Consider the following 22,286-nt stretch of genomic DNA (forward strand, 5'->3'; position numbering starts at 1 on the left):
CCCCGCGTCCGGCCCGACGGCTCTGGCCGTGACCTGCCGCCGGGGCCCTGGCCCGCGCCGCGCCGGTCACGGCGGACGGCCGCATTCCGCCCGCCGCGCCTGGCCTGGCCTTCCTGGCGGGTGCCTCTTGCCGACCGGGTGCCGCGCGACCCGGCGTTCGACAGCGCTCGCATGGCCGACAGGACAGCGCCGAGCGAGCGCGTCTGGCGCGCCGGTGAGGTCGAGAGCACTCAGTTCAGGGCCGCAGGAGCAGGGCCGAGCCTTTCGATGACCTCGCGCATCTCCTCCTCGTCGGCCTCGTAGACCGTCTCGCCCATGCGCGGGTCTCGTGCGTGGAGCGTATGGATGAGTGGCCCGTGGGGCGCTCCCAGGTGGACGAGGGAGGCTGACGGACCGTGGACGGCGCGCTCGGTGCCGGGGCGGGCGGTCAGGTCGATACGGCTGACGACGCCGGGCGTGACCCAGACGGTCGCTTGTTCAAGGCGGGCCAGTATCTGCAGGTGGAAGTGCCCGCACAGGATGAGCTGGACGTCGGTCCCGCGGATCGTTTCGGCCAGCTCCGCGCTGTTCTGCAGGCCGAGCGCCCGCTGAACGTCGACGTCCAGGGCAACCGGTGCGTGGTGGAAGGCCAGGACGGTGCCCCGTGGCGCCGGAGTGACGAGTAGTGCGCGGAGCCAGTCGAGTTGGCCGTGGTCGAGTCGACCGTAGCCCTTGCCCGGGACGAGCGTGTCCAGCGTGATCAGTCGCCACCCGTCGACGGTGGTTGCCCCCGCCCGCTCACCCGCGGCTCCTTCGTACACCGCCTCGGGCTGAACGTGACCGCTGCCGAGCACGTCGGCGAATGCGGTGCGGTCGTCATGGTTGCCGGTCGCGTCGAAGACGCTCGCCCCTCGTCGGTCGGCGTAGCGGGACAGGAGTTCACGCGCCCGCGTGTACGCCTCGTGGGAGCCGTCGTCCGCGACGTCGCCGGTGACCACCACCGCGTCGAGGTCGTCCAGATGGCCCGGTTCGCCGAGCAGGCGGCAGAGCGCCGCAGTGCCATCGGCCCCGTCCGCGTCGGGTCCGCCGGACCGATCCAAGTGGGTGTCCGAGAGATGCAAGATCCGCATCGTCCGACGTCAGCCGCCGGCATCGGCGCCGAGCCATGGCCATTCTCGCCATACGGTCCCCTGCGTCCGACGACCCCGGTCACACGCCCGGGGCCAGGTTCACGGTCAGCCTGCCTGTCGGGTGACCGGGTCTTTTCCCGGCCGGGCAGCGGTCCGGCGCTCCTGCACCTGGGAGTAGGCCATCAGAACGAACAGGATGGCGAGCAGGACGGCCGACGAGCCGGCCGTACCCAGGTCCAGGCCCCCCTTGGCGACCGGCTTGGTGAGGAAGTCGCCCGCAGTGGCGCCGAGCGGACGGGTGAGGACGAAGGCGATCCAGAACAGCAGCACGTTCGGCACCGCGGGCACCTTCATCAGTGCCACGAGCACGGCGAGCGCCCCGGTCACGAGTAGCGCGCCGCCGGCGTAGCCGAGGCCGGAACTGTCGGACAGGAAGTCGCCCATCGAGGTGCCGAGGGTGTTCGACACGAGGATCGCCGACCAGAACAGGGCCTCGCCCTTGAAGGTGACGATGTCGCGGATCTGGAACGTCATGCCGCTCAGCTTCCAGACGAGGAAGATCGCCAGGAGGATCGAGACGAGGATCGCCGCTCCGGCGGGGTAGCCGATGCCGAGGCCCTGCGGCCCCCACCCGAGCGAAGTGGCACCGTGCGGCAGGTACTTGGCGCTGGCGTCACGGTTCATGAAGTCGGACATCGTGGTGCCGGCCATACTGGTCGACAGGATCACGGTCCAGTAGAAGAACGGGTTGTAGTGACTGGACCGCAGCTGGACCACCAGCGTCACCACGAAGACCAGGAACAGCGCGACCGTGGTGATGAAGTAGCCCAGCTTCAGGGTCTGCGCGAAGAGGTCGCCCGCCGTCTCGCCCAAGGTCGTCGCGGCGATCTTCATGACCCAGAACGCCAGGGTGACTTCGGGCAGCTTCTTCATCACTGACGTGGTCGTACTCGACGTGCCCGCCACGTCGAGGTCGGTGCGGACCTCCGGTTGCTCCAACTCGACTTCTCCTGTCCGGCCGAACGACAGGACGCTCGCCCCCGTAACCGGGACGAGCGCCTTGTGAGGTGAGCCGGCCGCCGACGACGGCCGGTGTTCCCGACCGTGGCACAGAGAGCCCGGGGCATCCTCGATCTGGCCCCGGCGGCAGGTCAGGCCGCGTGTCGGGCGGTCCGCTCCGGTCGGCCGGGAGAGGTGGTCGCCGATCGACGCACCGGCCGGACGGGTGAGTTCTCGCGGCGCGCCGCGACCGACACGCCGGTGGCCGGATGGCTGCGGCGCCCGTGAGGACGCGGCGGCATTCCCCTGAACGGACGCGAAGGGCGTACAAGGGCGGCCCCGCCCGCGTGTTCAGCCGGAGACGGAACTGCCCGCCGATTCGCCGACAGCACGGCGGTACTCGGCGTTGATGCGCTGCGCTTCCTCCAGCTGGTCCTCGAGGATGACGATGCGGCACGCGGCCTCGATCGGGGTCCCCTTGTCGACGAGCTCGCGGGCGCGCGCGGCGATCCGCAGCTGGTAGCGGGAGTACCGGCGATGTCCGCCCGCCGAGCGGAGCGGAGTGATCAGACGAGCCTCACCGATGGCTCGGAGGAAGGCCGGGGTGGTGCCGAGCATCTCGGCTGCCCGGCCCATCGTGTACGCGGGGTAGTCGTCGTCGTTCAGACGACCGTTCAGAGGGTTGTCCGATGTCATGTCACCTCGCTGTGCAACGCGTCGAGGGGCCCTGGTGCCATACGGCACCAGGGCCCCGAAGGAAATTCAACACCATCTGTCGGCCCTATTGCTGTGCCGACCTTCTGTGTCCGCTACCCGGCCCGACAGGGCGGAGCGGGGGATCGCAGCTGCGTGACCGGGGACCACCATCCATTCCGGGGTCTTGCGGTACCCGGGCCGAGTGCCGCTCGGGCCGGGCGATCCTGATGGCGTCTGCTCCTCCGTTCCTCTCGGCACCAACCATTGAATGAACCGGTACCGCTGCCGGCGGCTCCTCGACGTGCGAGCCGCCCAGTGCGGCTCTCGGTCCCGTCACCGTTCTGGGAACGTTGTGGCTTCGAGGCTCGAAAGCCGCACTGGCCTGCGTACTTCGTATTCAGCCACCCGCCGGTTCGTGTCTGGCGGGTCTCGTTCGACCGTTTCTACGAGAAGAAGCGTATCCACGCCAGAACGAAAATCTGCTCCGGCAAGAGCAGATTTCACTCTTCCGGTGGAGGAAGAACCCTCTCGCGCCTGTCGCGACCGGCATTCACCGGTCGGCGGCCCGCCTCGTGTCGCGCGCGCAACCGTTTCCGCCCCGCGGGGGGTTCGGGTACGGGTGGGCCGCATAAGCTCTGCTGTCATGTCGAACCCTGATGAGCTGCTCGTCGCCATCTCCGCCGCGGTGGAGTCCGAGCGAAGCAATCAGATGTCGCTGACCGTGGTCGTCGGCGGCGCCGTCATCACCGGCCGGCTGGCTCCCGAGGCCGTGTGGAGGGAGCGGGTGGCGGAGGTCCTGAAGGACTCGGACCGTCTCGGCCCGTTCTCGGACGTCTTCACCCGCGGCCTGCGAGGCAACCGGCCCGGTCGCGGCGAGGCGCCCACGCATCTGCACTTTCATCTCGCCCGGATCCTCCAGGGAAGCCTCGGCATCCCGGAGACGGGCGGCATGTACCGCGTCGCGATCAAGGACGTCAGCGCCTGGACCGTAGGTGATCTCAGCTACGTCGACCGGTGACGACCGGTGAGACGCTGTCTCGCTCCGTGGCCCGCCGGCGGTTTCCGAGCGGACGGCGACACAGCGGTGGGGGCCCTGCCGACGCGCGTCGGCAGGGCCCCCACCGGGATCCTGAAGGCGGTTTCCCGCCCGTCCTCATACGGCCACGAGGCCGGTGCCGCCGAGCGGTGCCGATGCGGTCCGGAGCGGAGTGGGCGCGTCCAGGCCCACGGCCGCGGCCCCCGGGCGGTCGTGGCAGGCGAAGCCGAGCCGCGTCACGGCCCGCCTGCAGTGCGAGAGGGTGAGTACACCCGCAACCCGCCCGTACTCACCGATGCCGCCGGGGCGGGCGCGCATGCTCCGGCGCGAGCACGTCCGGGACCTGTCAAGGAATTTCCGCAGCAGAACCAGCGGCGCAGAGAATCGCGACAACGGGCCGAGATTGACAGGGTCGAATCACCCTGGGAATGAAGCGAGCCGGGGCCCGCACCCGAAGGCGCGGGCCCCGGCTGCGAAGTATGCGGCCGTGCCGGTACGTCAGGCGGGAACGATGTTCTCGGCCGTCGGACCCTTCTGGCCCTGTGCGATGTCGAACGACACCTTCTGGCCTTCCTGCAGCTCGCGGAAGCCGCGGGTGGCGATGTTGGAGTAGTGGGCGAAGACGTCGGCCCCGCCGCCGTCCTGCTCGATGAAGCCGAAGCCCTTTTCCGCGTTGAACCACTTCACAGTGCCGGTAGCCATTTTGTTTCTCCTTCGGAGGGCGGTGTCAGGAATATGCCCGGTGCGTATTCCGTGTCGCCGTATGACCGGCCGTCGGAAAAACCTTTTGGGCAACCACACCTGCAACTGATGGCGACAGTAGCACGTGGGTATCGCCCCTGCGTGGTAAATAATTCTGCGCCGCCTGTGGTCGCAGAAATGTTTATCGGGCGCCACGTTGATTTCTTACGCGGCGACTGCAGATATTGACTTCCGGGGATGCATCATTACCGCCGAGCGTTTCTGCTCACAGCGCTGTGACCTGCTACGACGGTCTGCACGCGATCCCTGCCGCCATCGGCGGACGGGATGCCGACGAGTGCGCCGGGCCCCGGAAGGAGGAGCCGTACGCCAGGGGTCGCGCCTGCTCGGCTTTACGTGGGTCGGCGGCGGACGGGCCGCTGCTGACCGTGGTTGTCCGCTCCGAAGGGCACCCGGCTCACTCCAGGTCCTGGTCCGACTTCGAGGGCGTTTGTCCGGCCAGGGCCTGCTGTCCCGTGCTCTGGGCGAAACCGATCAGCTCTTCGAGAGTCCAGCTGAGCCGACCACTGCGCAGGTCGTCCGTGACGGCTCGGACCCAGCCCAGTTCTGCGGCGGTCATCGCCCGCAGATACTCCTCTTCGAGCATGGTCACCCGCGGCAGGCCATGGACCTCCGTCTGCTCCGCCAAGGACTTGTCGTGCGCGTCGAGGGTCTGCGCGAGGGCCGCGGCGCGCTGTTCCAGTACATCGAGGGCCTCCTGCGGGGCGAGCATGAGGACGAAGGACAGCGCGGCGGGGAACTGGGGGAACTCCTGCTTCGGTGCGGCCAGCATCTCGCCCAGCCAGACGCGCATGGTCGAGCGCCCCGCGTCGGTCAGCTCGTACACCGTCCGCTCGGGGTACTGCTGGTCGCGGCCGGTTTCCCGGACCGTGACCAGGCCCGCCGCGAGCAGCCGATCGATCGTCCGGTAGAGGCTCGCGCGCTGGCCGACGTTGACGACCTCGTCCTTCCCCCACTGCTTGATCAATCTCTGGATGCCGTACGGGTGCAGCGGCTGGAAGTGCAACAGGGCCAGCACGGTCACGGCCAGCGGGGAGCTGCGGGGCGGGGTGCTCATGCCCGCATACTACCCGCACCGAAACTAGTTGACTTAAGACTAGTCTCAGTGCAACTATCCCCTCAACGGGAGTGAGCGGGGCCCACGTTCGGACGGAGGCCACGGCGACGACCACCACCGGCACTGCGTGCCTCGCCCACCGGGCGGGTGGTCACCCGACCGCGGACGACCCGGCACGCGCGCACGGCCACTGGACATCCGACCAGGCTCGGGAAAGGGGTAGACACATGACTGGGATCAAGACGGCGGCCGTCATCGGAGGCGGCATAGCCGGACCGGTGACGGCCCTCGCACTGCGCAGGGCGGGCATCGAGGCGACCGTCTACGAGGCTTACGAGAACACGGCGGACGGCCTCGGCGGCATGCTGATGGTCGCACCCAACGGGCTCAGCGCCCTGGAAGTCGTCGGTGTGGACCTGGGCTTGGTCGGTCAGCCGATCCAGCGCATGGTCATGACCGACGGACGGGGCCGGCGGATGGGCGAGTTCGGCGGGCTGGCGGGCCTACCGCCCAGCCAGGTGATGTGGCGCGCCGACCTGTACCGGGCGGTACGCGAGCGGGCCGCCGCGATGGGCGTACGGACCGTGTACGGCAAGCGCCTGGCCGGAGTCGAGGAGACTCCGGCGGGCATCACCGCCGAGTTCACCGACGGGACCCGGGTGACCGCGGACGTGCTGGTCGGGGCGGACGGTATCCGGTCGACGGTCCGGCAGCTGATCGACCCGGCAGCGCCCGGCCCCCGGTACACCGGCCTGCTCGGTTTCGGCGCGCACTCGAAGGCGGAGGTCCCACAGGCGCGGCCGGACACCATGTACTTCGCCTTCGGCGAGCACGCGTTTCTCGGCTACTGGCCGGTGCCCGGTGGAGGCACCGCCTGGTTCGGCAACCTGCCGCACGACGAGCCGCTCAGCGCGGAGCAGGCCCGTGCGACGCAGCCGGCCGCATGGATGCGGATCCTGCGGGAGAAGTACGCCGAGGACGTGCCCGGCCGCGATCTGCTCCGGGGCACCGGCGACGGCGAACTCCTCACGTTCGGAGCGCTGGAGATCCTGCCTTCGGTGCCGAAGTGGTACCGCGGCCGGATGGTCCTCGTCGGCGACGCGGCCCACGCGCCGTCCTCCAGCTCCGGACAGGGCGCGTCCCTGGCGGTGGAGAGCGCGGTGCAGTTGGCGCGGTGTCTGCGGGACATCCCCGACGTGGGCACGGCGTTCGCGACGTACGAGCGGCTGAGACGGGGCAGGGTGGAGAAAGTCGCAGCCCAGGCCGCGAAGACCAACAGCCAGAAGTCGATGGGGCCCGTCGCGACGAAGGTCATGACCTTGCTGATGCCGCTGGCGACGCGGACGTTCCTGACGCCGGAAAAGATGTTCGGTTGGACGCACCGGTACCGGATCGACTGGGACGCGCCCGTGGTGCCCGCCTGACGCGCAGGGGACGTCTGACAGCGACCACCCGACCCGAGCGCCCGGGCCGCCGCGTGCACCGCGCACCGCGCACCGCACGCCACACCCGCACGGCCCGGACGCGGAGCGCCGCACATCGCTCGATCGAGGCCGCTATAGCGCCTGACATCGCCGAGTCGGCCGGACCCAGCGGCGTGGAGCGTACGGGTGCGACGATGAAGCAGCCACCGAAGAAACCCCCAGGTTTCTGGCCTGGGGGTTTCGCCTGGAGCGGGTGACGAGAAGCGAACTCGCGGCCCGGGATCGGGAAGTGACGGCACGAATCCACGCCCATGACGTACGTGACCTGCTTCTTCGACACCGACGTCGCACCTGGCGCCACCGTGGAGCTGCCTCAGCCGCTGCGGCTCGGCGTCACCGACCACGCGCTGTACGAGCGGTTCGACTACGAGGTCCAGCCCCGTGGCGACGCCACCGACCTCGACGGCTCGGACAACGGCCGCTCCTGGCGCATCGACGCCGACAACACGGCCGACTTCGCCATGCGCGGCACCGAGGTGAGCGGCGCGGCCGGCGACACCGTCACCGCCGCCTTCCGCTTCGTCAACAAAGGCCCGGCCTGGGTCGGCAACGTCAGCTCCGGCGACCCGGTCGCCGTGATCGACTTCTACCTTCCGCAGGGCACCACCGCCACGTCCGTGCCCGACACCTGCCGCAACGCCTGGACGTCCGGCGACGACCCCACCATCGGCCACTACGCCTGCACCCTGCCGACGTGGGCCAAGCCGGACCTGAAGGTCAGCTTCCCGTTCCAGCTGCGCATCGACCGGGTCGTCCCCGACGCGACGGGCCGCGTCGTCGCCCGCCCCGACCACGGCACGTCCCTCGCCTTCGACCCGACCAGCAAGAACAACTCGGCCAAGGTGGTCGTCAACCCGTCCACCTGACGGCGGTCAGGGGGCGAGCCTACGCGGCTCGCCCCCTTCCGTTTCCGCCCCGCGGCGGATGCGACACTCACGCTTGTGCAACCGCGTATGTCGGTGACGCGACCAGCCGATCCGAATCCGGCACGGCTGCAGCCCTGTGCCTCGTGCGGGTGAGATGTGGCGGTAGTGGCTGGAGGGCTGAGCCGGAGCATGTGCTCGTTCGCCGTCGTCTCCGAGCCGGGCCACTCCGGCGAACATCGGCACGGGCGCTCCACCGCGAACGGGTCTGCTCAGTCCTCGTCCTGGGCCTTGCGGTAGAGCTTGGCGATGTCGTCGTCGAAGTACGCGGCGTAGGAGACATCGTCCTGGTCTCCGCCACCCTCGTGGCCGCCCAGGACGCCGATGACCGTGTCGGTGTGGCTCTTGGGGTCGTAGCCGGCGATCCAGGGGCTGCCGCTGGTCCCGTCCTCCAGGCCGGTGCACTGGATGCGCAGTTGGGTGTCGCTGAACTTCGTGGTGCGGTTCTGGCATGAGACGGGGGTGTCGCGGCTGGCGGGATAGCCGGTGATCTTCACCTTGTTGTCGAAGCCGCGGTTCATGCCGAGGGTGTTGCCGCCCAGGAGGTCCTGGATGTTCTTGCCGTCCTTCTGGTCGAGGATGAGGAAGGCGACGTCGAGGTCTTCGTCCTGCGACTTGGCCCAGCGGTCGTCGACGACCACCTTGCTGACCTTCCACAGGCCGGCGGGTTCGTCGCCGTTGCGGTAGCCGGGGGCGAAGACCAGGTCGTTCAGCGGCTGTCCGGAGTCGGCGTCGAAGGCGCAGTGAGCCGCGGTGATCAGCATGTTCCGGCCCGGACTTCGCACCACGCTCGCCGTGCAGAAGTGGGAGCCCTGGTCGTCCTTCTCGAAGACCGCGCCGATCCGGGCGTTCTCCTCGGTTCTGCGGGGGGTGTACGCGGTGCCGTCCTCAGCCGGCGCCGTCGCGGGGAAGTCCTGGTCCTGGCCCTGCGGGGACTGGCCCGGCTCGCCGGACTTGCCGAAACTGCTGCGCCCGCTCCCGGTCGTATGGGATTTCTCCGTGACGTCGCCCACCACTGCGGCCGCCCCGACGATGACCAGTGTCAGGGGCAGTATGGATTTCCTGGCTAGCGAGTGCACGAGGTCATTATTGACGCGGGCCGGGCATTCGGGAGGTGCGTCAACGGGAGGCTCCCGTCACAAGCCACCGCCCGGATCGGCCATCGACCCTCGTCGAGCGTGCCACCCGCTACGTCATGCTCCTGCACCTGCCGGGCGATCACGGCGACAGACGTCACGCGAGCCTCCGAACCATGTGCGAAGACCTTTCTCCTCCGGCTCGACCCAACCGAGACGAGGAAGAGATGGTCGCGCAGGAGGGTCACCGCCGCGCGCAGTTTCCCGGTGCCGTCGACACCGGCGCGGAGGCCGACGGCCCGGGGAGCACGCCGTGGGTGGGCGGCGGTGTTGCCGGGCCGTCAGCCGCTGGCGCGGCGGGGGTTCACCTGCCGTGCGAAGCCCTGCGGCGGCGTTGACGAAGCACCGGCACGGAGCCGGCGGCGAGGGCCAGCACGCCACCGAGGGCGCTGTAGGTGACGGCGTTGCTCATCCCGGTGGAGGCCAGGCCGCCGGCCGTGTCGCTCTGGGCGGGTCGGCTGAGGGGTGCGCCGGCCGCCGTGGCCTGCGCTCGGGTGCCGATCGTGCCTGAGGCGGAGGCCACCGCGGCAGCGGCGATGTGTGCGGCGGCGGTCGGTGTGGGCACAGGGGACGGGGTGTCGGTGCGGGTGGTCGCGGACGAGGGCTTCAGCTGGAGAGTCGTGATCGAGTAGGGGGGCAGCGTCTGTGCGGCCGCCGTTCCCCGTGTCGCCGTGGTCAGGGCGGTGCCGCCCTTGGTGTACGAGACGGTCCTGACCATTCCTGGGGCCGGGGTGTATCCGGTGTAGGAGAGCGACACCTGTGCCGCGTTCTGCGGGCTCTTGTTGATCAGCATGACGTTCAGGCCGCCGTTGCCCCTCCGCACCGCGTGCACGGCGACCGACGGGTTGGCCGAGGACGCCTTGACCATGGTGTCGCCGGGCCGGGCCAGTGCGGTCAGCGAGCGGATGCCCCAGTAGGTGGGGAAGGGCGTCTCAAGCGCCGGTTCGCATTTCCCGCCGACGCACTTTCCGCTGGAGAGCACGCCCTGGTCCTGGTAGTCGCTCTCGCCGTTGACGGTGGTGGGTGCTGTGCCCATGCCGTTGTGCAGGTCCCACCAGTCGACGCCGGCGGCGCCGTGTTCCAGCCAGTTCATGTACGTGTCCGACGCGAACAGGGCCGCGGCCTGGCTGGTCTGGGCCGGAGACATGGAGCTGTCGGTCTCGGTGACCGCGATCCCGACCGAGGCGGCGTGCGTACCCGCGTAGGTGTTGATCAGCGAGCGCACCGCGGAGGTGGCACCCGCGATCTTGGCGGGGGTGTTCAGCAGGTCGGCCGTTCCGGTGCCGCCCGGGTACCAGTGGATGATCACGAAGTCGATCGACTTGCCCGCGATGGAGAGCACGGTGTGGTTCCAGTCGGCTCTGTCGCCGGGAGCCGTCACCCCGTCCGGCCAGTAGCCGGGGGTGGTGAGCACCGCCCCGATCTTCACCGTCGGGTCCACGGCCTTCATCGCCTTCGCGTAGGCGAGCAGGTTCTTCGCGTACGCCGTCGGGCTCTTGTCGGCGTGGTTGTCGACCTCCCATTTGCTGCCGTAGTGCCCGTTGCCGGGGATCTCGTTGCCGATCTCCCAGTACTTCACGCCGTAGCCCTTGTCGACGTTGGCGTACTTGACCCAGTCGGCGGCCTCCTGCGGGGTGCCGGACCCGTAGTTGGCGGTGATGATCGGCTGGGCGCCGACCCTCTTCGCGGTGGCCATGAAGTGGTCGAAGTCGGTACCGGGCACGGCATAGGCGCCGCCTTCGAGGGTGTGGGTCTTCCAGTGGTAGGCGTCCGCGTACGAGCCGCCGGGGAAGCGCAACTGCCGGATTCCGGCGGCCTTCATCAGCGACGCCGCCGTGGTGTCGTTCATGTTGGGGTCGTAGACCGCGGTGTTGAGGCCGACCCCGGTACTGGGCACCGTGCCCAGCGAGGCGCCTGCATCGACGGTGACGGCGACGGTCGGCGCGGCGCCCGCGCTCAGCGCCAGGGCGCCCGCGCCGGCCCCGGCCAGCAGGGCCGCCACCGCCCCCACCACGATGCGGCGGCGCGTTCGGCTACGGCGGTGCGTACGGCCCCGAGGCATCGGCTGCTCGGTGGTTGTCGGGTCGTCAGGTGACACGTGTGGCTTCCGATCGGAGTGCGTGGATACGGGTGGCGCAGCGCAGCTGACTGCGCTCGCCGCGGTTGGTGCACGCCTAGGTGGCCGCTCGGGAGGGAAAGGTTGCCGCCGTGTCCGATGTTCTTCGGATCCCTTTCGTGCTGTGCACCGGTCGCCGAGAAATCAGCGTCAGGGCGGCAACCTTCTCGCCCCCTGCGGCAACCGGGAGCCGGAAGGCCGAGTCGAACTACCGGATGGACGGGCATGAGGGCAACGAAGCACGCCGCGCCGCAACCGTGGCGCAGGCGCGGACTGGTCACGGGCATTCCCTCGGGGCTGCTGGTCGTCGGTGTGCTGGCATGCCTGGCGCTGACCGTCATCACCGGGAGCGGAACCGGTGCCGGGCGGGCAGCCGACGCGTCCGCCACAGGCGCGCGGGCGGCCGCCCCGTCCGATGCCGGGTCTGCGGCGGGCGGCGGTGCGGGTGCGACGGCGCAGCCGACGGCCTCGGCCAGTCCGACGATCCCGGCCTCGGCCTCGGCCAGGCCGTCGCCTTCGGTTTCGGCCACTTTGACGACCTCGGCCACCAGTACCGCGCCCGCGAGCTCCAGGGCGGCGGCCCTGGCCGGACGGATCAAACCGGGCGTCGGCCACCAGGGAGTCGCCACCGCCTACGCCGCTGGTGACGGCAACGGCTCCTGCCTGTACGGGCCGTCCGACGACGTGATGATCGCGGCGATGAACGTCACCGATTATGAGTCGGCCGAGGCGTGCGGGGCCTACGTGCTGGTCCGCGCGGCCGGCGGAGCCACCATCACGGTACGGATCGTCAACGAATGCCCGTGGCCCTGCGCGCCGGGGCAACTCGACCTCAGCCGGCAGGCGTTCGCCAAGCTTGCCGACCTGTCGGTGGGCCGGCTCCCGATCACCTGGTCGCTGCTGAGCCCGGACCTGCCGGGCACGATCGCCATCCGGTACAAGACCGGGTCGACCAAGTGGTGGTGCGGGATCCAGGTGATCGGCCACCGAAACCCGGTGGCCGCGCTGGAGGTGCGGACCGCCGGCGGCTGGCGGCAGCTGCCCCGTACCGACTACAACTACTTCCTGTCCGCCGATGGCACCGGCTGCGGCGGGGCGCTCAGGATCACCGACATCTACGGGGAGCGGCTGACCGTCGACGGCATCGCCGTGCGGCCGGACGTCGCGCAGCCGACCGGCGTCCAGTTCGCCCGGCATTGACCAGCTCGCCGGCCGGCCTTCACCGGCCCGCAACCGTGCACGACCGCTGTTCGGATCCCGGGCCGGGCGCTGTTAGGCTGCGCCCCCCGTTGTTGTTAAACGCGCAACCAACGCGCACATCATTGCCAGGAGAGGGCGACGGAGGGATGCTCCTCGACGACGCGTCCGCGGAGTTCCACGAATTCTTCGAACGCCACTATGCCGAACTCGCCCGTCTGGCATACCTCCTGACCGGCGAGACCGACGCGGCGGACGACCTCGCGGCCGATGCCCTGGTCGCCCTGTGGCAGCGCTGGGACCGGTTGCGGCAGGCCGACCACCCGCTCGCCTACGCCCGCGGTGTGGTGGCCAACCTGGCGCGCGGACGGATCCGCAGCGCGGTGCGCGAGCGACGCCGGATCACGCTGTTCTGGTCCCGCAGCCCCCAGAAGGTGGAGGGCCCGGACATGGCGGACGTGCTGGACGTCCGCGCGGCGCTCGCCCGGCTGCCGTTCCGCAAGCGCGCCTGCGTGGTGCTGCGGCACGCCTTCGACCTGTCGGAGAAGGACACGGCGGTGGCGCTGGGCATCTCGGTCGGTACGGTGAAGAGCCAGACCTCGAAGGGAATGGCCGAGCTGGAAAGGATACTGGGCGCACGAGCGGTCGGGGACCTGGTGGCAGGGAGGAGGAACCGGTGAACGAGGACATCGCCCGTCGGCTGCGCGAGGCCGCCGAGACCCACCGGCCCGACCGTGCGAGGATGCTGGCCCGGGTCCAACGCGGCGTGGCCGGCCCCGCCGTCCGTCACCGCGCGCGGCCGTTCGCGCGGTCGGGGACCAGGGTCGCGCTCGCCGGGCTCGCCGCCGGCGGCATCCTGACCACCGGCGGCCTCGCCGTCGCCGCCATCGTCGCGAAATCGTCGCCGTCGGCCACCGTGACCGCGCCTGCCACCCCGTCCCCGACCGCCGGCTCCCCGCAACCGACATCGGCCCGCCCCACCCCTGTCGCGCCGGGCCCGGCCACCACCCCGGGCAGTGCGCGCCCGACCCCGCCGGCCACCAGTCCATCGCCGACCGCCGGCGAGAGCCAGGACGGGGCGCTGTGGTCGGCCGGCTCGGTGGACCCGCACAGCACCGTCTACTGGACGCAGAGCAACCTCGTCCTCAAGACGACCCAGCCGCTCACCTCGCTCGCGATCGAGATGCGGATCGTGCAGACCGGAGGGGTGAAGAACACCGGCACCTGGCAGACCCTGCCGAGTGCTGACTTCACCGTCACCGCCCAGGAGGCCGGCGGCACGCTGGTCTACCGCTGGGTCCTCAAACCGGGCCTGACCGTGCCGGCCGGGAGCTATGAGTTTGCCGCCCAGTTCAACCACGCCACCGGCGTGCGCAGTGCCGGGGGCGACGGCTACCGCGTCGACGCGCAGGGTTCGGGCGGCTCCGCGTCGGTCCGGGGAGGGTTCGTCCCGACCCGGTGAACGCCGCCGCAGTGTGGCAGGCGGAGGCCGGGATGACCGGCGCCCCGTCCTTGAGGTTGTCGAGGAAGGCAGAGGTCAGAGCCGTGGTGCCGACGGTGTAGTCGGGGAGGACGAGTACCGGAACTGCTGGTGCGGGGTCCAGTCGGCCGGGTCGGCGTTGGTCCCGATCGGCGTAGGTGGCCGCCACGGTGGCCGGCAGGTCGCCGTGGAACTGGGTGGGGATGGTGACGGCGGCCGTGATGATTCTTCCCTGCCGCGGCAACCTTTGTGTGCGTGGCGGCAACTGGTGGGTAACGGGGGCCGGATCAAGGCCCGTTACGCCAGAAGGACATGCCGTTGTCAGATCAGAACCGCTCTCATCGCCGCCGTCCGGCAACCCGCCGCGTGCTCGTCGCCGCCGTGGTTCTCGCCGCCGCGGGTGCCGCCGTGCCGCTGGTCGCCCAAGCCGCACACACGCCGAAGGCCCGCACGTCGAAGGCCCGCACGCCGACCGCGGCCGCCGAAGCGGCGGCCGGCAGCGGCCGCTATTTCGGCACGGCCGTGGCTGCCGGAAGGCTCGGCGACTCGACGTACTCCACGATTCTCGACCGGGAGTTCAACATGATCACCCCGGAGAACGAGATGAAGTGGGACACCACCGAACCCTCCCGGGGCGCCTTCAACTTCGGCCCGGCCGACCAGATCGTCGGCCACGCCACCGGGCACGGACAGCGGATGCGCGGCCACACCCTGGTGTGGCACTCGCAGCTGCCCGGCTGGGTGAAGTCCATCACCGACCCGAACACGCTGCGCAGCGTGATGAAGAACCACATCACCACCGAGATGGGCCACTTCAAGGGCAGGATCTACGCCTGGGACGTGGTCAACGAAGCCTTCGCCGACGGCGGCAGCGGCCAGCACCGCAGCTCGGTCTTCCAGGACGTGCTGGGCAACGGCTTCATCGAGGAGGCCTTCCGCACCGCCCGGGCCGCCGACCCCTCGGCCAAGCTCTGCTACAACGACTACAACATCGAGAACTGGACCGACGCCAAGACGCAGGGCGTCTACGCGATGGTCAAGGACTTCAAGTCCCGCGGTGTACCGATCGACTGCGTCGGCTTCCAGAGCCACTTCGGCGCAGGCGGCCCACCGGCCGGCTACCAGACCACTCTGTCCAAGTTCGCCGCGCTCGGCGTGGACGTGCAGATCACCGAACTCGACATCGCCCAGGCGTCGCCGACGGCGTACGCCAACACGGTCCAGGCGTGCATGAACGTCGCCCGCTGCACCGGCATCACGGTGTGGGGCATCCGCGACAGCGACTCCTGGCGCACCGGTGAGAACCCGCTGCTGTTCGACGCGGCCGGCAACAAGAAGCCCGCCTACAGCGCGGTGCTCACCGCCCTGGGCAGCAGCAGCAGCGGCGTCAGCGGCGGCACGCCGGGCGGGGACATCACCTCCGGCACCGTCTACACGCTCTCCGACGTGGCCGCCGGACGCGTTCTCGACGAGCCCGCGGGACAGAACGGCAACGGCACCCCGCTTCAGGTGTGGGACGCAAGCGGCGCGTCCAACCAGCAGTGGCGGGCCGCCCGGAACAGTGACGGTTCCTACACGCTGACCAACGTCGCCAGCGGCCGGGTACTGGACGAGCCGGGCAACCGGACGGGCAACGCGACGAGGGTGCAGGTCTGGGACTCCAACGGCGCCGCCAACCAGCACTGGCGGGCCGCCCGGAACAGCGACGGCTCCTACACACTGACCAACGTCGCCAGCGGCCGGGCGCTGGAGATCCCCGGCGGCCAGACCGCCAACGGCGCTCCCGTCCGGATCTGGGACTCCAACGGCGGCGGCGCCAACCAGCACTGGAACCTCAGGTCGATCGCGCCGACGGGCGGCACGTGTGCTCTTCCGTCGACGTACCGGTGGACGTCGACCGGTCCGTTGGCGCAGCCGGCGAACGGGTGGGCCGCGGTGAAGGACTTCACCGACGTTATGTACAACGGCAAGCACCTGGTCTACGCGTCGAACGTGTCGGGATCGGGATACGGCTCGATGATGTTCCGTCCCTTCACGAACTGGTCGGACATGGCATCGGCCGGCCAAACAGGGATGAGTCAGTCCGCGGTGGCGCCCACACTGTTCTACTTCGCGCCCAAGCACATCTGGGTGCTGGCGTCCCAGTGGGGTGCGTCGCCCTTCGTCTACCGCACGTCGAGCGACCCCACCAACCCCAACGGCTGGTCCGCGCCGCAGCCACTGTTCACCGGCAGCATCCCCGGCTCCGCCCCGATCGACCAGACCCTGATCGGTGACGACCAGAACATGTACCTGTTCTTCGCCGGCGACAACGGCAAGATCTATCGGGCGAGCATGCCGATCGGGAACTTCCCGGGCAACTTCGGCTCGTCGTACACGACGGTCATGAGCGACACGACGAAAAACCTGTTCGAGGCGCCGCAGGTCTACAAGGTCCAGGGCCAGAACCAGTACCTCATGATCGTCGAGGCTCGGGGTGCCAATGAGCAGCGCTACTTCCGCTCGTTCACGGCCTCCGGCCTGAGCGGCTCGTGGACCCCGCAGGCCGCCGGCGAGTCCAACCCCTTCGCGGGCAAGGCCAACAGCGGTGCCACCTGGACCAACGACATCAGCCACGGTGACCTGGTCCGCAACAACCCCGACCAGACCATGACCATCGACCCCTGCCACCTGCAGTTCCTCTACCAGGGCAAGTCCCCCACCGCGACCGGCCCCTACGACCAACTGCCCTGGCGGCCGGGCCTCCTCACCCTGCAGCGCTGACCTGCCTGATCCACGGTGATCGCGATGAGGTGCGGTCTGCCGGCACGTGGACAAGCGGAGATGCGGGCCCGGTGACGAGTGACGCGGGCATTGCTGGTGGCCGACCGGGCGGGCGGCCTCCGAGTAGGCACCTCCGCGTCTCCTGCTGGACCGGATCCGCAGGGGACCATCCGGCCGACCTCGCCCAGCTTTGCGTAGGCGACTTCACGCACGCAGCGTCGCCATGTGGCGCAGATCGCGCAAGACACGTCTCGGGATTCGAGGAACGGTCCAGACAATAAACAAACCCCAGGTCACTGACCTGGGGTTTCTACATGGAGCGGGTGACGAGAATCGAACTCGCGCTCTCAGCCTGGGAAGCGACGGCGCTTGGGGAGCCGGGTAGCCTTCTGACTTGGGCGTATGTTCTCCGGTGCAGCGCCAGGGGCGCGGGATCGCACCGCTGTTGACCGCGGTTGTCCGCTCTTACGGGCACGCCATGGGCACGCGTCGCGAAGAGCCCGTTCGATGCCACAAGACCGAAGGCCGTGGCTTCTCCGGAGCGACCGACGCCTGTCCCTGGTTCATTTTCCGGCTTCGGGGCCGTACCAGTGGAGCGGCTGGCCGGTGACGGCGGCGATGCACTCGAAGTCCCGGTCGCGGTGCAGCAGAGTGAGACCCTGCAACTCGGCCGTGGCGGCTACCACGAGGTCGACGGCTCCGGCGCTGCGGTGCTGTCCGCGCTGGGTGAGGACCTCCTGGACCCGCCAGGCGCGGTCATAGGCGCGGTCGTCGACCGGCACCCGGCCGAAGAGCAGGCGCATGTCTTCGATGCCCTGTGCGCGGTCGGCAGCGGAACGCGCGCTGTAGAAGAACTCCAGCTCGGTGATGGGGCAGGTGGCGATGAGCCCGGCGGCTGCCGCCTGGTCCCATCCGTACTGCTCGGCGTCCCCGCGCAGCATGCGGGCGAGCGCGCTGGTGTCGATCAGGTACTGCGCGGCGTTCACCGGCGGTAGTTCCCCTTGTCCTCGAAGAGGCCGAGGTCGAAGGCGCCCTCTTCCGCCGACGCCCGCAGGCGGGTGAGCGCCAGGGCCCGCCGCCGGTTCTCCAGCACCTCGCGCAGCGCGGTGTTCACCGTCTCCTTTTTGGTGCTGGTGCCGAGGGCCTTGGCCACGTCCGCCAACAGCTGATCGTCAAGGTCGATCACTGTCCGACTCATGGTGCACCACCTAAGATATAAACGATGGTGCTCATTATATCTTCTCAGGTGTATAGCGTGGTCGCAGGCGCCGGCGGTTCTCGGACACAGCAGTGGCAGAATCGGCCAGGGGGAGCGGTGTACGGCTCTGCGTGAGGTGTTCGCCGGGGTGCTCGGCCTGGCCCGAACGGCAGACACCGCTTCCGGTCGGTTGCCCCTCTCGCCATGCATGGGTGTCAGTGCCCGATCCTGGGGTGCCCACGTGACCACGTTTCGATCTGGCTTTACGCTCCGCGGCCAACATCAAGGACCTGGTCATACGACGCTCCGGCCACCTTCATGCTGGGCGCCCCGGCCCACCGCGCCGTCTCCCCGGCGCAGAACTACCTCCGGGCGCTGGATGAGAACCGCCCGAGCATCCTGGCTGAGCACGGAGTGGGCACCCGCCGGGCCTCGGCGACGGTCGTGATCGGGCACCCGCCTTACGTGACCGGGGATGTCACGCCCCAGGAGATCGCGGAGACGCTGCGGACCTACAACACGCACCAGGGACGCATAGAAGTGTTCACCTACGAAAGAGGAACTCGTGTTCGCTCAGCGTCGGGGCGAGAAGACCGCCCGGCTCTGGCACAGCGACGCGGACTGGGGCATGTTCCTTGTCGGCGACCACTCGATTCGGCTCGACTTGCCGATGGTCGGGATGATCACAGCCGTCGGACTGATCATCAACCGCGAGGAGGCGACAGGCCGTCCTCCCGTCTCGCCGCCTCCCGCCACCTCCGGCGTGGCCGCGCCTGAACACCTCCTGAGGCTGGTCACGAGACATGGGTCGTGGACGCGCCGACTGCACCAACTCGCTCTGCTGCAGCAGTTGGACGTAGGCGGGGGCAGCTCACGCCCGACACCGTCTCGCGGAAGCGCACCCACCTGCCCGGACAACGAAGAACCCCCGGGTCGCTGACCTGGGGGTTTCGCATGGAGCGGGTGACGAGAATCGAACTCGCGCTCTCAGCTTGGGAAGCGACGGCGCTTGGGTGGTGGAACGGCCTCTGACCTGCGCGGATTCGTTGTGTCGGCATTGTTGTACAGGGGGTCGGGCGCCCATGGCTGACCGTGGTTGTCCGCACTTACGGGCACGGATAGGGCACGTCCCTGCCGTACCCCCGTCTTCGCCGTCCCCACCCACCTCGGTGCATGACGGCGGGGCCGGCACCGGGGCGCCCCGGGACGGGTTGGCACCCAGGTGTGCGCCGAACCCGTCGTGACCACCCTCCGGCCCGGGACGGCGAGGTTGCGGTGTTCGTCCGCGGCCCCAAGCATGGGTTCAGGGAACAGCGACAGGGCGCATCAGAAGGCACCTCCCAGGAGGACATGAGAGCCATGACGTTTCCTGCGCCTCGGTCCGCCGGCCGACGCCGGACAAGGCGCACGCGACAGGCATGCGTGCGACCGGCATGACCGACGACGACCGGCCGCTGCGCTGTCTGGTCACCGGCGCCACCGGTTACATCGGCGGCAGGCTGGTGCCGGAGCTGCTCGCCGCCGGGCATTCCGTGCGCTGCCTGGCCCGCGCCCCCGGCAAGCTGCGGGACCATCCGTGGGCTGGGCGGGCGGAGACCGTGCGTGGGGACGTAACGGACGAGAGGGCCGTGCGCGCGGCCATGGAGGGCATGGACGTCGCGTACTACCTGGTGCACGCCCTGGGTACCGGTCGGGGCTTCGAGGAGACCGACCGGCGCGCGGCCAGGGTCTTCGGTGAGCAGGCGCGTGCCGCAGGAATCCGCCGAATCGTCTACCTCGGCGGTCTGAGCCCTTCCGGAGTACCCGAGCACGCACTGTCACCTCATCTGCGGTCCCGCGCCGAAGTGGGCCGCATCCTCCTGGCCTCGGGCGTGCCGACCGCCGTACTGCGGGCAGCCGTGATCATCGGGTCGGGTTCGGCCTCGTTCGAGATGCTGCGATATCTGACCGAGCGGCTGCCCGTGATGGTGACCCCGAGCTGGGTGCGCACCCGCATCCAGCCCATCGCCGTCCGCGACGTGCTCCGCTTCCTCGTGGGATGCGCGAGGCTGCCGTACGACGTGAACCGCGTCTTCGACATCGGTGGACCGGACATCGTCACGTACGAGGAGATGATGCGGCGGTACGCCGTCGTCGCCGCGCTGCCGAAACGCCTCATCCTCCCCGTTCCCCTGCTCACCCCCCGGCTGTCCAGCCTCTGGGTCGGTCTGGTCACCCCGGTGCCGGGCGCTCTCGCCCGCCCGCTGGTCGAGTCGCTGAGGCACGAGGTGGTCTGCGCCGAGCGGGACATCGTCCGTTACGTGCCGGACCCGCCGGAGGGACCGGTCGGTCTCGACCGGGCGATCCGGCTGGCTCTGAGGCGCGTGCAGGACGCGGACGTGGCCACCAGGTGGTCCTCGGCCTCGACTCCGCGCGCCCCCAGCGACCCGCTGCCCACCGACCCCGACTGGGCGGGCGGGAGCCTCTACACGGATCACCGCGAGCGTACGGTCGCGGCGTCGCCGCAGGCGCTGTGGCAGCTGGTGGAGGCGATCGGTGGCGAGAACGGCTGGTACTCCTCGCCGCTGGCCTGGTCCTTGCGGGGCCGGCTGGACACCCTGGTTGGCGGTGTCGGTCTGCGCCGGGGCCGCCGGGACGCGAACCGGCTGCGGGTCGGCGACAGCCTGGACTTCTGGCGAGTGGAGGAGATCGAGCCGGGCCGGCTGCTCCGGTTGCGCGCGGAGATGCGGCTGCCGGGCCTGGCCTGGCTGGAGATGGCCGTCGACCGGGATGCACAGGGGCGCACGGTGTACCGGCAGCGGGCCCTGTTCCATCCGCACGGCCTGGCTGGGCACGTCTACTGGTGGGGCGTGGCACCCTTCCACGCCGCGGTCTTCGGCGGCATGGCCCGCAACATCGCCGCCGCGGCCGAATCGGCCGCCCCTGAGCCGGCCCGTACTCACTGAGGGGCTCGAGAACCGTGCGCGTCTCGGTCGCCCTGTTCACCGCCGACCTGCGGGTGCACGACAACCCGGTCCTCCAGGCCGCTCTGAAGGACGCCGAACGCGTGGTCCCGCTCTTCGTCGTCGACACCGGCATCCGCCGCACCGGCTTCGCCGGACCCAACCGCGCGGCGTTCCTCGCCGACAGCCTGGCTGATCTCGACAGGGCCCTGCGGGCTCGGGGCGGTCGGCTGGTGGTGCGCCTCGGCGACGTGGTCGAGGAGACCTGCCGGGTGGCGGCGGAGACCGGGGCAACTGTGGTGCACATCGCGGGCGGGGTGAGCCGCTACGCGGCACGGCGCGAGGACCGGCTGCGCGCGGAGCTGGCCGGCGACCGACGCGAACTACGAGCCCACGACGCCTCGTTGACGGTCGTACCGCCGGGAGCGCTGACACCGGCGGGCAAGGGCCACTTCGCCGTCTTTACCCCCTACTTCCGCCGATGGGAGAGCTTCTCCGTGCGCGGCGTCCTGCCGGCACCGGACGTCGTACGGCTACCCGACGTGGGCTCGGCCGACCTTCCTCGCGCAGAGTCCATCGTGTCGGGCTCCGCTTCGCCGGGCCTGCCCGCCGGCGGGGAATCCGAGGCCCGCCGCAGGCTGCGGTCATGGCTGGCGGGCCCGCTGTCCGCATACGACGAACGGCACGACGACCTGGCCGCCGACGCGACCTCCCGGCTCTCCCCCTACCTGCACTTCGGCTGCCTCTCACCCACCGAACTGCTGCACCGGGTCCGCGCCCAGGACGGTCCCGGTGCGCACGCCTTCGTCCGCCAGCTCGCCTGGCGGGACTTCCACCACCAGGTCCTGGCGGCCCGCCCCGACGCCGCCGACCACGACTACCGGCCCCGGCACGACCGCTGGCGCCGCGCCACGAAGGAGTTCGAAGCCTGGCAGGACGGCCGCACGGGCTACCCCGTCGTCGACGCCGCCCTGCGACAGCTCCGCCACGAGGGCTGGATGCCGGGCCGGGCCCGCCTGCTCGCGGCAAGCTTTCTCACCAAGACGCTGTACGTGGACTGGCGGGCGGGAGCCCGCCACTTCCTGGACCTCCTTGTCGACGGCGATGTGGCCAACAACCAGCTCAACTGGCAATGGGTCGCCGGGACCGGCACGGACACCCGCCCGAACCGGCTCCTCAACCCACTCGTCCAGGCGCGCCGGTACGACCCCCGCGGGGAGTACGTGCGCCGCTGGCTGCCCGAACTCCGCCACCTCGACGCCACCGCGGTCCACCGCGTCGCTCACCTCGACGCAGCCACCCGGGCGGGCCTGGACTACCCCGGCCCGATCGTGGATCTCGCCGCGGCCGCCGCCCGTTTCAGGGAGCGGCGGGGAGCCGACTGATCG

20 protein-coding genes are annotated in these 22,286 nt (G+C 70.1%); 9 read left to right on the forward strand and 11 right to left on the reverse strand.

The features are described 5' to 3' along the window. Nucleotides 1-230 precede the first annotated feature (230 nt). The 3 genes from ACFYZJ_RS20535 to ACFYZJ_RS20545 all read right to left on the reverse strand — a co-directional run bounded on the left by ACFYZJ_RS20535 (nt 231) and on the right by ACFYZJ_RS20545 (nt 2,804). Nucleotides 231-1,109: a metallophosphoesterase gene (locus ACFYZJ_RS20535; RefSeq protein ID WP_388570022.1), complete on the reverse strand. Its 879-nt coding sequence runs from the start codon at nt 1,107-1,109 to the stop codon at nt 231-233. A gap of 105 nt (nt 1,110-1,214) precedes the next feature. Next, a complete protein-coding gene (locus tag ACFYZJ_RS20540) occupies nt 1,215-2,108 on the reverse strand; it encodes a hypothetical protein (RefSeq protein WP_388570025.1) in 894 nt (297 codons plus the stop codon). A gap of 351 nt (nt 2,109-2,459) precedes the next feature. Beyond that, nucleotides 2,460-2,804, reverse strand: coding sequence for a MerR family transcriptional regulator (locus ACFYZJ_RS20545; protein ID WP_388570028.1), 345 nt, complete (start codon nt 2,802-2,804; stop codon nt 2,460-2,462). 643 nt (nt 2,805-3,447) lie between these two features. Here ACFYZJ_RS20545 and ACFYZJ_RS20550 point away from each other — a divergent pair. Beyond that, a complete protein-coding gene (locus ACFYZJ_RS20550) occupies nt 3,448-3,822 on the forward strand; it encodes a hypothetical protein (RefSeq protein ID WP_388570031.1) in 375 nt (124 codons plus the stop codon). 135 nt (nt 3,823-3,957) lie between these two features. On the opposite strand, the gene ACFYZJ_RS20555 is transcribed toward ACFYZJ_RS20550, so the two are convergent. The 3 genes from ACFYZJ_RS20555 to ACFYZJ_RS20565 form a co-directional block, all read right to left on the reverse strand. Continuing rightward, a complete protein-coding gene (locus tag ACFYZJ_RS20555; RefSeq protein ID WP_388570033.1) occupies nt 3,958-4,158 on the reverse strand; it encodes a hypothetical protein in 201 nt (66 codons plus the stop codon). A 180-nt stretch (nt 4,159-4,338) separates the two neighbouring features. Beyond that, a complete protein-coding gene (locus ACFYZJ_RS20560; protein WP_388570036.1) occupies nt 4,339-4,542 on the reverse strand; it encodes a cold-shock protein in 204 nt (67 codons plus the stop codon). Between the two features lie 457 nt (nt 4,543-4,999). Next, a complete protein-coding gene (locus ACFYZJ_RS20565; protein ID WP_388570039.1) occupies nt 5,000-5,659 on the reverse strand; it encodes a PadR family transcriptional regulator in 660 nt (219 codons plus the stop codon). A gap of 227 nt (nt 5,660-5,886) precedes the next feature. Here ACFYZJ_RS20565 and ACFYZJ_RS20570 point away from each other — a divergent pair, with 227 nt between their 5' ends. Next, nucleotides 5,887-7,083 carry an FAD-dependent oxidoreductase gene (locus ACFYZJ_RS20570; protein ID WP_388570042.1) on the forward strand — a complete coding sequence of 399 codons (1,197 nt, stop codon included), beginning with the start codon at nt 5,887-5,889 and terminating at the stop codon, nt 7,081-7,083. A gap of 311 nt (nt 7,084-7,394) precedes the next feature. Further along, on the forward strand, nt 7,395-8,009 hold the full coding sequence (locus tag ACFYZJ_RS20575; protein ID WP_388570045.1) for a hypothetical protein: 615 nt from the start codon (nt 7,395-7,397) through the stop codon (nt 8,007-8,009). A 269-nt stretch (nt 8,010-8,278) separates the two neighbouring features. Here ACFYZJ_RS20575 and ACFYZJ_RS20580 read toward each other — a convergent pair whose 3' ends face one another. Both ACFYZJ_RS20580 and ACFYZJ_RS20585 read right to left on the reverse strand, forming a co-directional pair. Further along, nucleotides 8,279-9,145 carry a trypsin-like serine peptidase gene (locus ACFYZJ_RS20580; protein ID WP_388570047.1) on the reverse strand — a complete coding sequence of 289 codons (867 nt, stop codon included), beginning with the start codon at nt 9,143-9,145 and terminating at the stop codon, nt 8,279-8,281. 361 nt (nt 9,146-9,506) lie between these two features. Beyond that, nucleotides 9,507-11,300 carry a cellulose-binding protein gene (locus ACFYZJ_RS20585; RefSeq protein WP_388570050.1) on the reverse strand — a complete coding sequence of 598 codons (1,794 nt, stop codon included), beginning with the start codon at nt 11,298-11,300 and terminating at the stop codon, nt 9,507-9,509. Nucleotides 11,301-11,543: 243 nt separating this feature from the next. Between ACFYZJ_RS20585 and ACFYZJ_RS20590 the strand changes: the two genes are divergently transcribed. The 3 genes from ACFYZJ_RS20590 (at nt 11,544) to ACFYZJ_RS20600 (ending at nt 13,977) form a co-directional block, all read left to right on the forward strand. After that, a complete protein-coding gene (locus tag ACFYZJ_RS20590) occupies nt 11,544-12,518 on the forward strand; it encodes an expansin EXLX1 family cellulose-binding protein (protein ID WP_388570053.1) in 975 nt (324 codons plus the stop codon). 146 nt (nt 12,519-12,664) lie between these two features. Then, a complete protein-coding gene (locus ACFYZJ_RS20595; RefSeq protein WP_388570056.1) occupies nt 12,665-13,195 on the forward strand; it encodes a SigE family RNA polymerase sigma factor in 531 nt (176 codons plus the stop codon). Beyond that, nucleotides 13,192-13,977, forward strand: a complete 786-nt coding sequence (locus ACFYZJ_RS20600) for a hypothetical protein (protein WP_388570059.1) — start codon at nt 13,192-13,194, stop codon at nt 13,975-13,977. The genes ACFYZJ_RS20595 and ACFYZJ_RS20600 overlap by 4 nt, the downstream gene beginning before the upstream one ends. Here ACFYZJ_RS20600 and ACFYZJ_RS20605 read toward each other — a convergent pair. Next, a complete protein-coding gene (locus tag ACFYZJ_RS20605) occupies nt 13,868-14,353 on the reverse strand; it encodes a hypothetical protein (RefSeq protein WP_388570061.1) in 486 nt (161 codons plus the stop codon). The two genes, ACFYZJ_RS20600 and ACFYZJ_RS20605, sit on opposite strands and share 110 nt — an antisense overlap. Here ACFYZJ_RS20605 and ACFYZJ_RS20610 point away from each other — a divergent pair. Next, nucleotides 14,308-16,758, forward strand: a complete 2,451-nt coding sequence (locus tag ACFYZJ_RS20610; RefSeq protein WP_388570064.1) for a non-reducing end alpha-L-arabinofuranosidase family hydrolase — start codon at nt 14,308-14,310, stop codon at nt 16,756-16,758. The two genes, ACFYZJ_RS20605 and ACFYZJ_RS20610, sit on opposite strands and share 46 nt — an antisense overlap. A gap of 563 nt (nt 16,759-17,321) precedes the next feature. Here ACFYZJ_RS20610 and ACFYZJ_RS20615 read toward each other — a convergent pair. Both ACFYZJ_RS20615 and ACFYZJ_RS20620 read right to left on the reverse strand, forming a co-directional pair. Beyond that, nucleotides 17,322-17,744 carry a PIN domain nuclease gene (locus ACFYZJ_RS20615; protein ID WP_388570067.1) on the reverse strand — a complete coding sequence of 141 codons (423 nt, stop codon included), beginning with the start codon at nt 17,742-17,744 and terminating at the stop codon, nt 17,322-17,324. Next, a complete protein-coding gene (locus ACFYZJ_RS20620) occupies nt 17,741-17,956 on the reverse strand; it encodes a type II toxin-antitoxin system VapB family antitoxin (protein ID WP_388570069.1) in 216 nt (71 codons plus the stop codon). Before ACFYZJ_RS20620 ends, ACFYZJ_RS20615 begins: the two co-directional genes overlap by 4 nt. 1,418 nt (nt 17,957-19,374) lie before the next feature. On the opposite strand from ACFYZJ_RS20620, the gene ACFYZJ_RS20625 reads away from it, so the two are divergent. Next, on the forward strand, nt 19,375-20,901 hold the full coding sequence (locus ACFYZJ_RS20625) for an SDR family oxidoreductase (RefSeq protein WP_388570071.1): 1,527 nt from the start codon (nt 19,375-19,377) through the stop codon (nt 20,899-20,901). Between the two features lie 14 nt (nt 20,902-20,915). Then, a complete protein-coding gene (locus ACFYZJ_RS20630; RefSeq protein ID WP_388570073.1) occupies nt 20,916-22,283 on the forward strand; it encodes a cryptochrome/photolyase family protein in 1,368 nt (455 codons plus the stop codon). Nucleotides 22,284-22,286: the final 3 nt, after the last annotated feature.

It is taken from the genome of Streptomyces sp. NPDC001848, assembly GCF_042891915.1.
Lineage (GTDB): Bacteria > Actinomycetota > Actinomycetes > Streptomycetales > Streptomycetaceae > Streptomyces.

Bases quoted from the DNA above. Each gene is read 5' to 3' on its own strand.
- ACFYZJ_RS20610 (WP_388570064.1), top strand. From the start codon at position 14,308: ATGCCGTTGTCAGATCAGAACCGCTCTCATCGCCGCCGTCCGGCAACC.
- ACFYZJ_RS20575 (WP_388570045.1), top strand. From the start codon at position 7,395: ATGACGTACGTGACCTGCTTCTTCGACACCGACGTCGCACCTGGCGCC.
- ACFYZJ_RS20535 (WP_388570022.1), bottom strand. From the start codon at position 1,109: ATGCGGATCTTGCATCTCTCGGACACCCACTTGGATCGGTCCGGCGGA.
- ACFYZJ_RS20570 (WP_388570042.1), top strand. From the start codon at position 5,887: ATGACTGGGATCAAGACGGCGGCCGTCATCGGAGGCGGCATAGCCGGA.
- ACFYZJ_RS20555 (WP_388570033.1), bottom strand. From the start codon at position 4,158: ATGCGCGCCCGCCCCGGCGGCATCGGTGAGTACGGGCGGGTTGCGGGT.
- ACFYZJ_RS20560 (WP_388570036.1), bottom strand. From the start codon at position 4,542: ATGGCTACCGGCACTGTGAAGTGGTTCAACGCGGAAAAGGGCTTCGGC.
- ACFYZJ_RS20625 (WP_388570071.1), top strand. From the start codon at position 19,375: ATGCGTGCGACCGGCATGACCGACGACGACCGGCCGCTGCGCTGTCTG.
- ACFYZJ_RS20620 (WP_388570069.1), bottom strand. From the start codon at position 17,956: ATGAGTCGGACAGTGATCGACCTTGACGATCAGCTGTTGGCGGACGTG.
- ACFYZJ_RS20545 (WP_388570028.1), bottom strand. From the start codon at position 2,804: ATGACATCGGACAACCCTCTGAACGGTCGTCTGAACGACGACGACTAC.
- ACFYZJ_RS20550 (WP_388570031.1), top strand. From the start codon at position 3,448: ATGTCGAACCCTGATGAGCTGCTCGTCGCCATCTCCGCCGCGGTGGAG.
- ACFYZJ_RS20565 (WP_388570039.1), bottom strand. From the start codon at position 5,659: ATGAGCACCCCGCCCCGCAGCTCCCCGCTGGCCGTGACCGTGCTGGCC.
- ACFYZJ_RS20595 (WP_388570056.1), top strand. From the start codon at position 12,665: ATGCTCCTCGACGACGCGTCCGCGGAGTTCCACGAATTCTTCGAACGC.
- ACFYZJ_RS20590 (WP_388570053.1), top strand. From the start codon at position 11,544: ATGAGGGCAACGAAGCACGCCGCGCCGCAACCGTGGCGCAGGCGCGGA.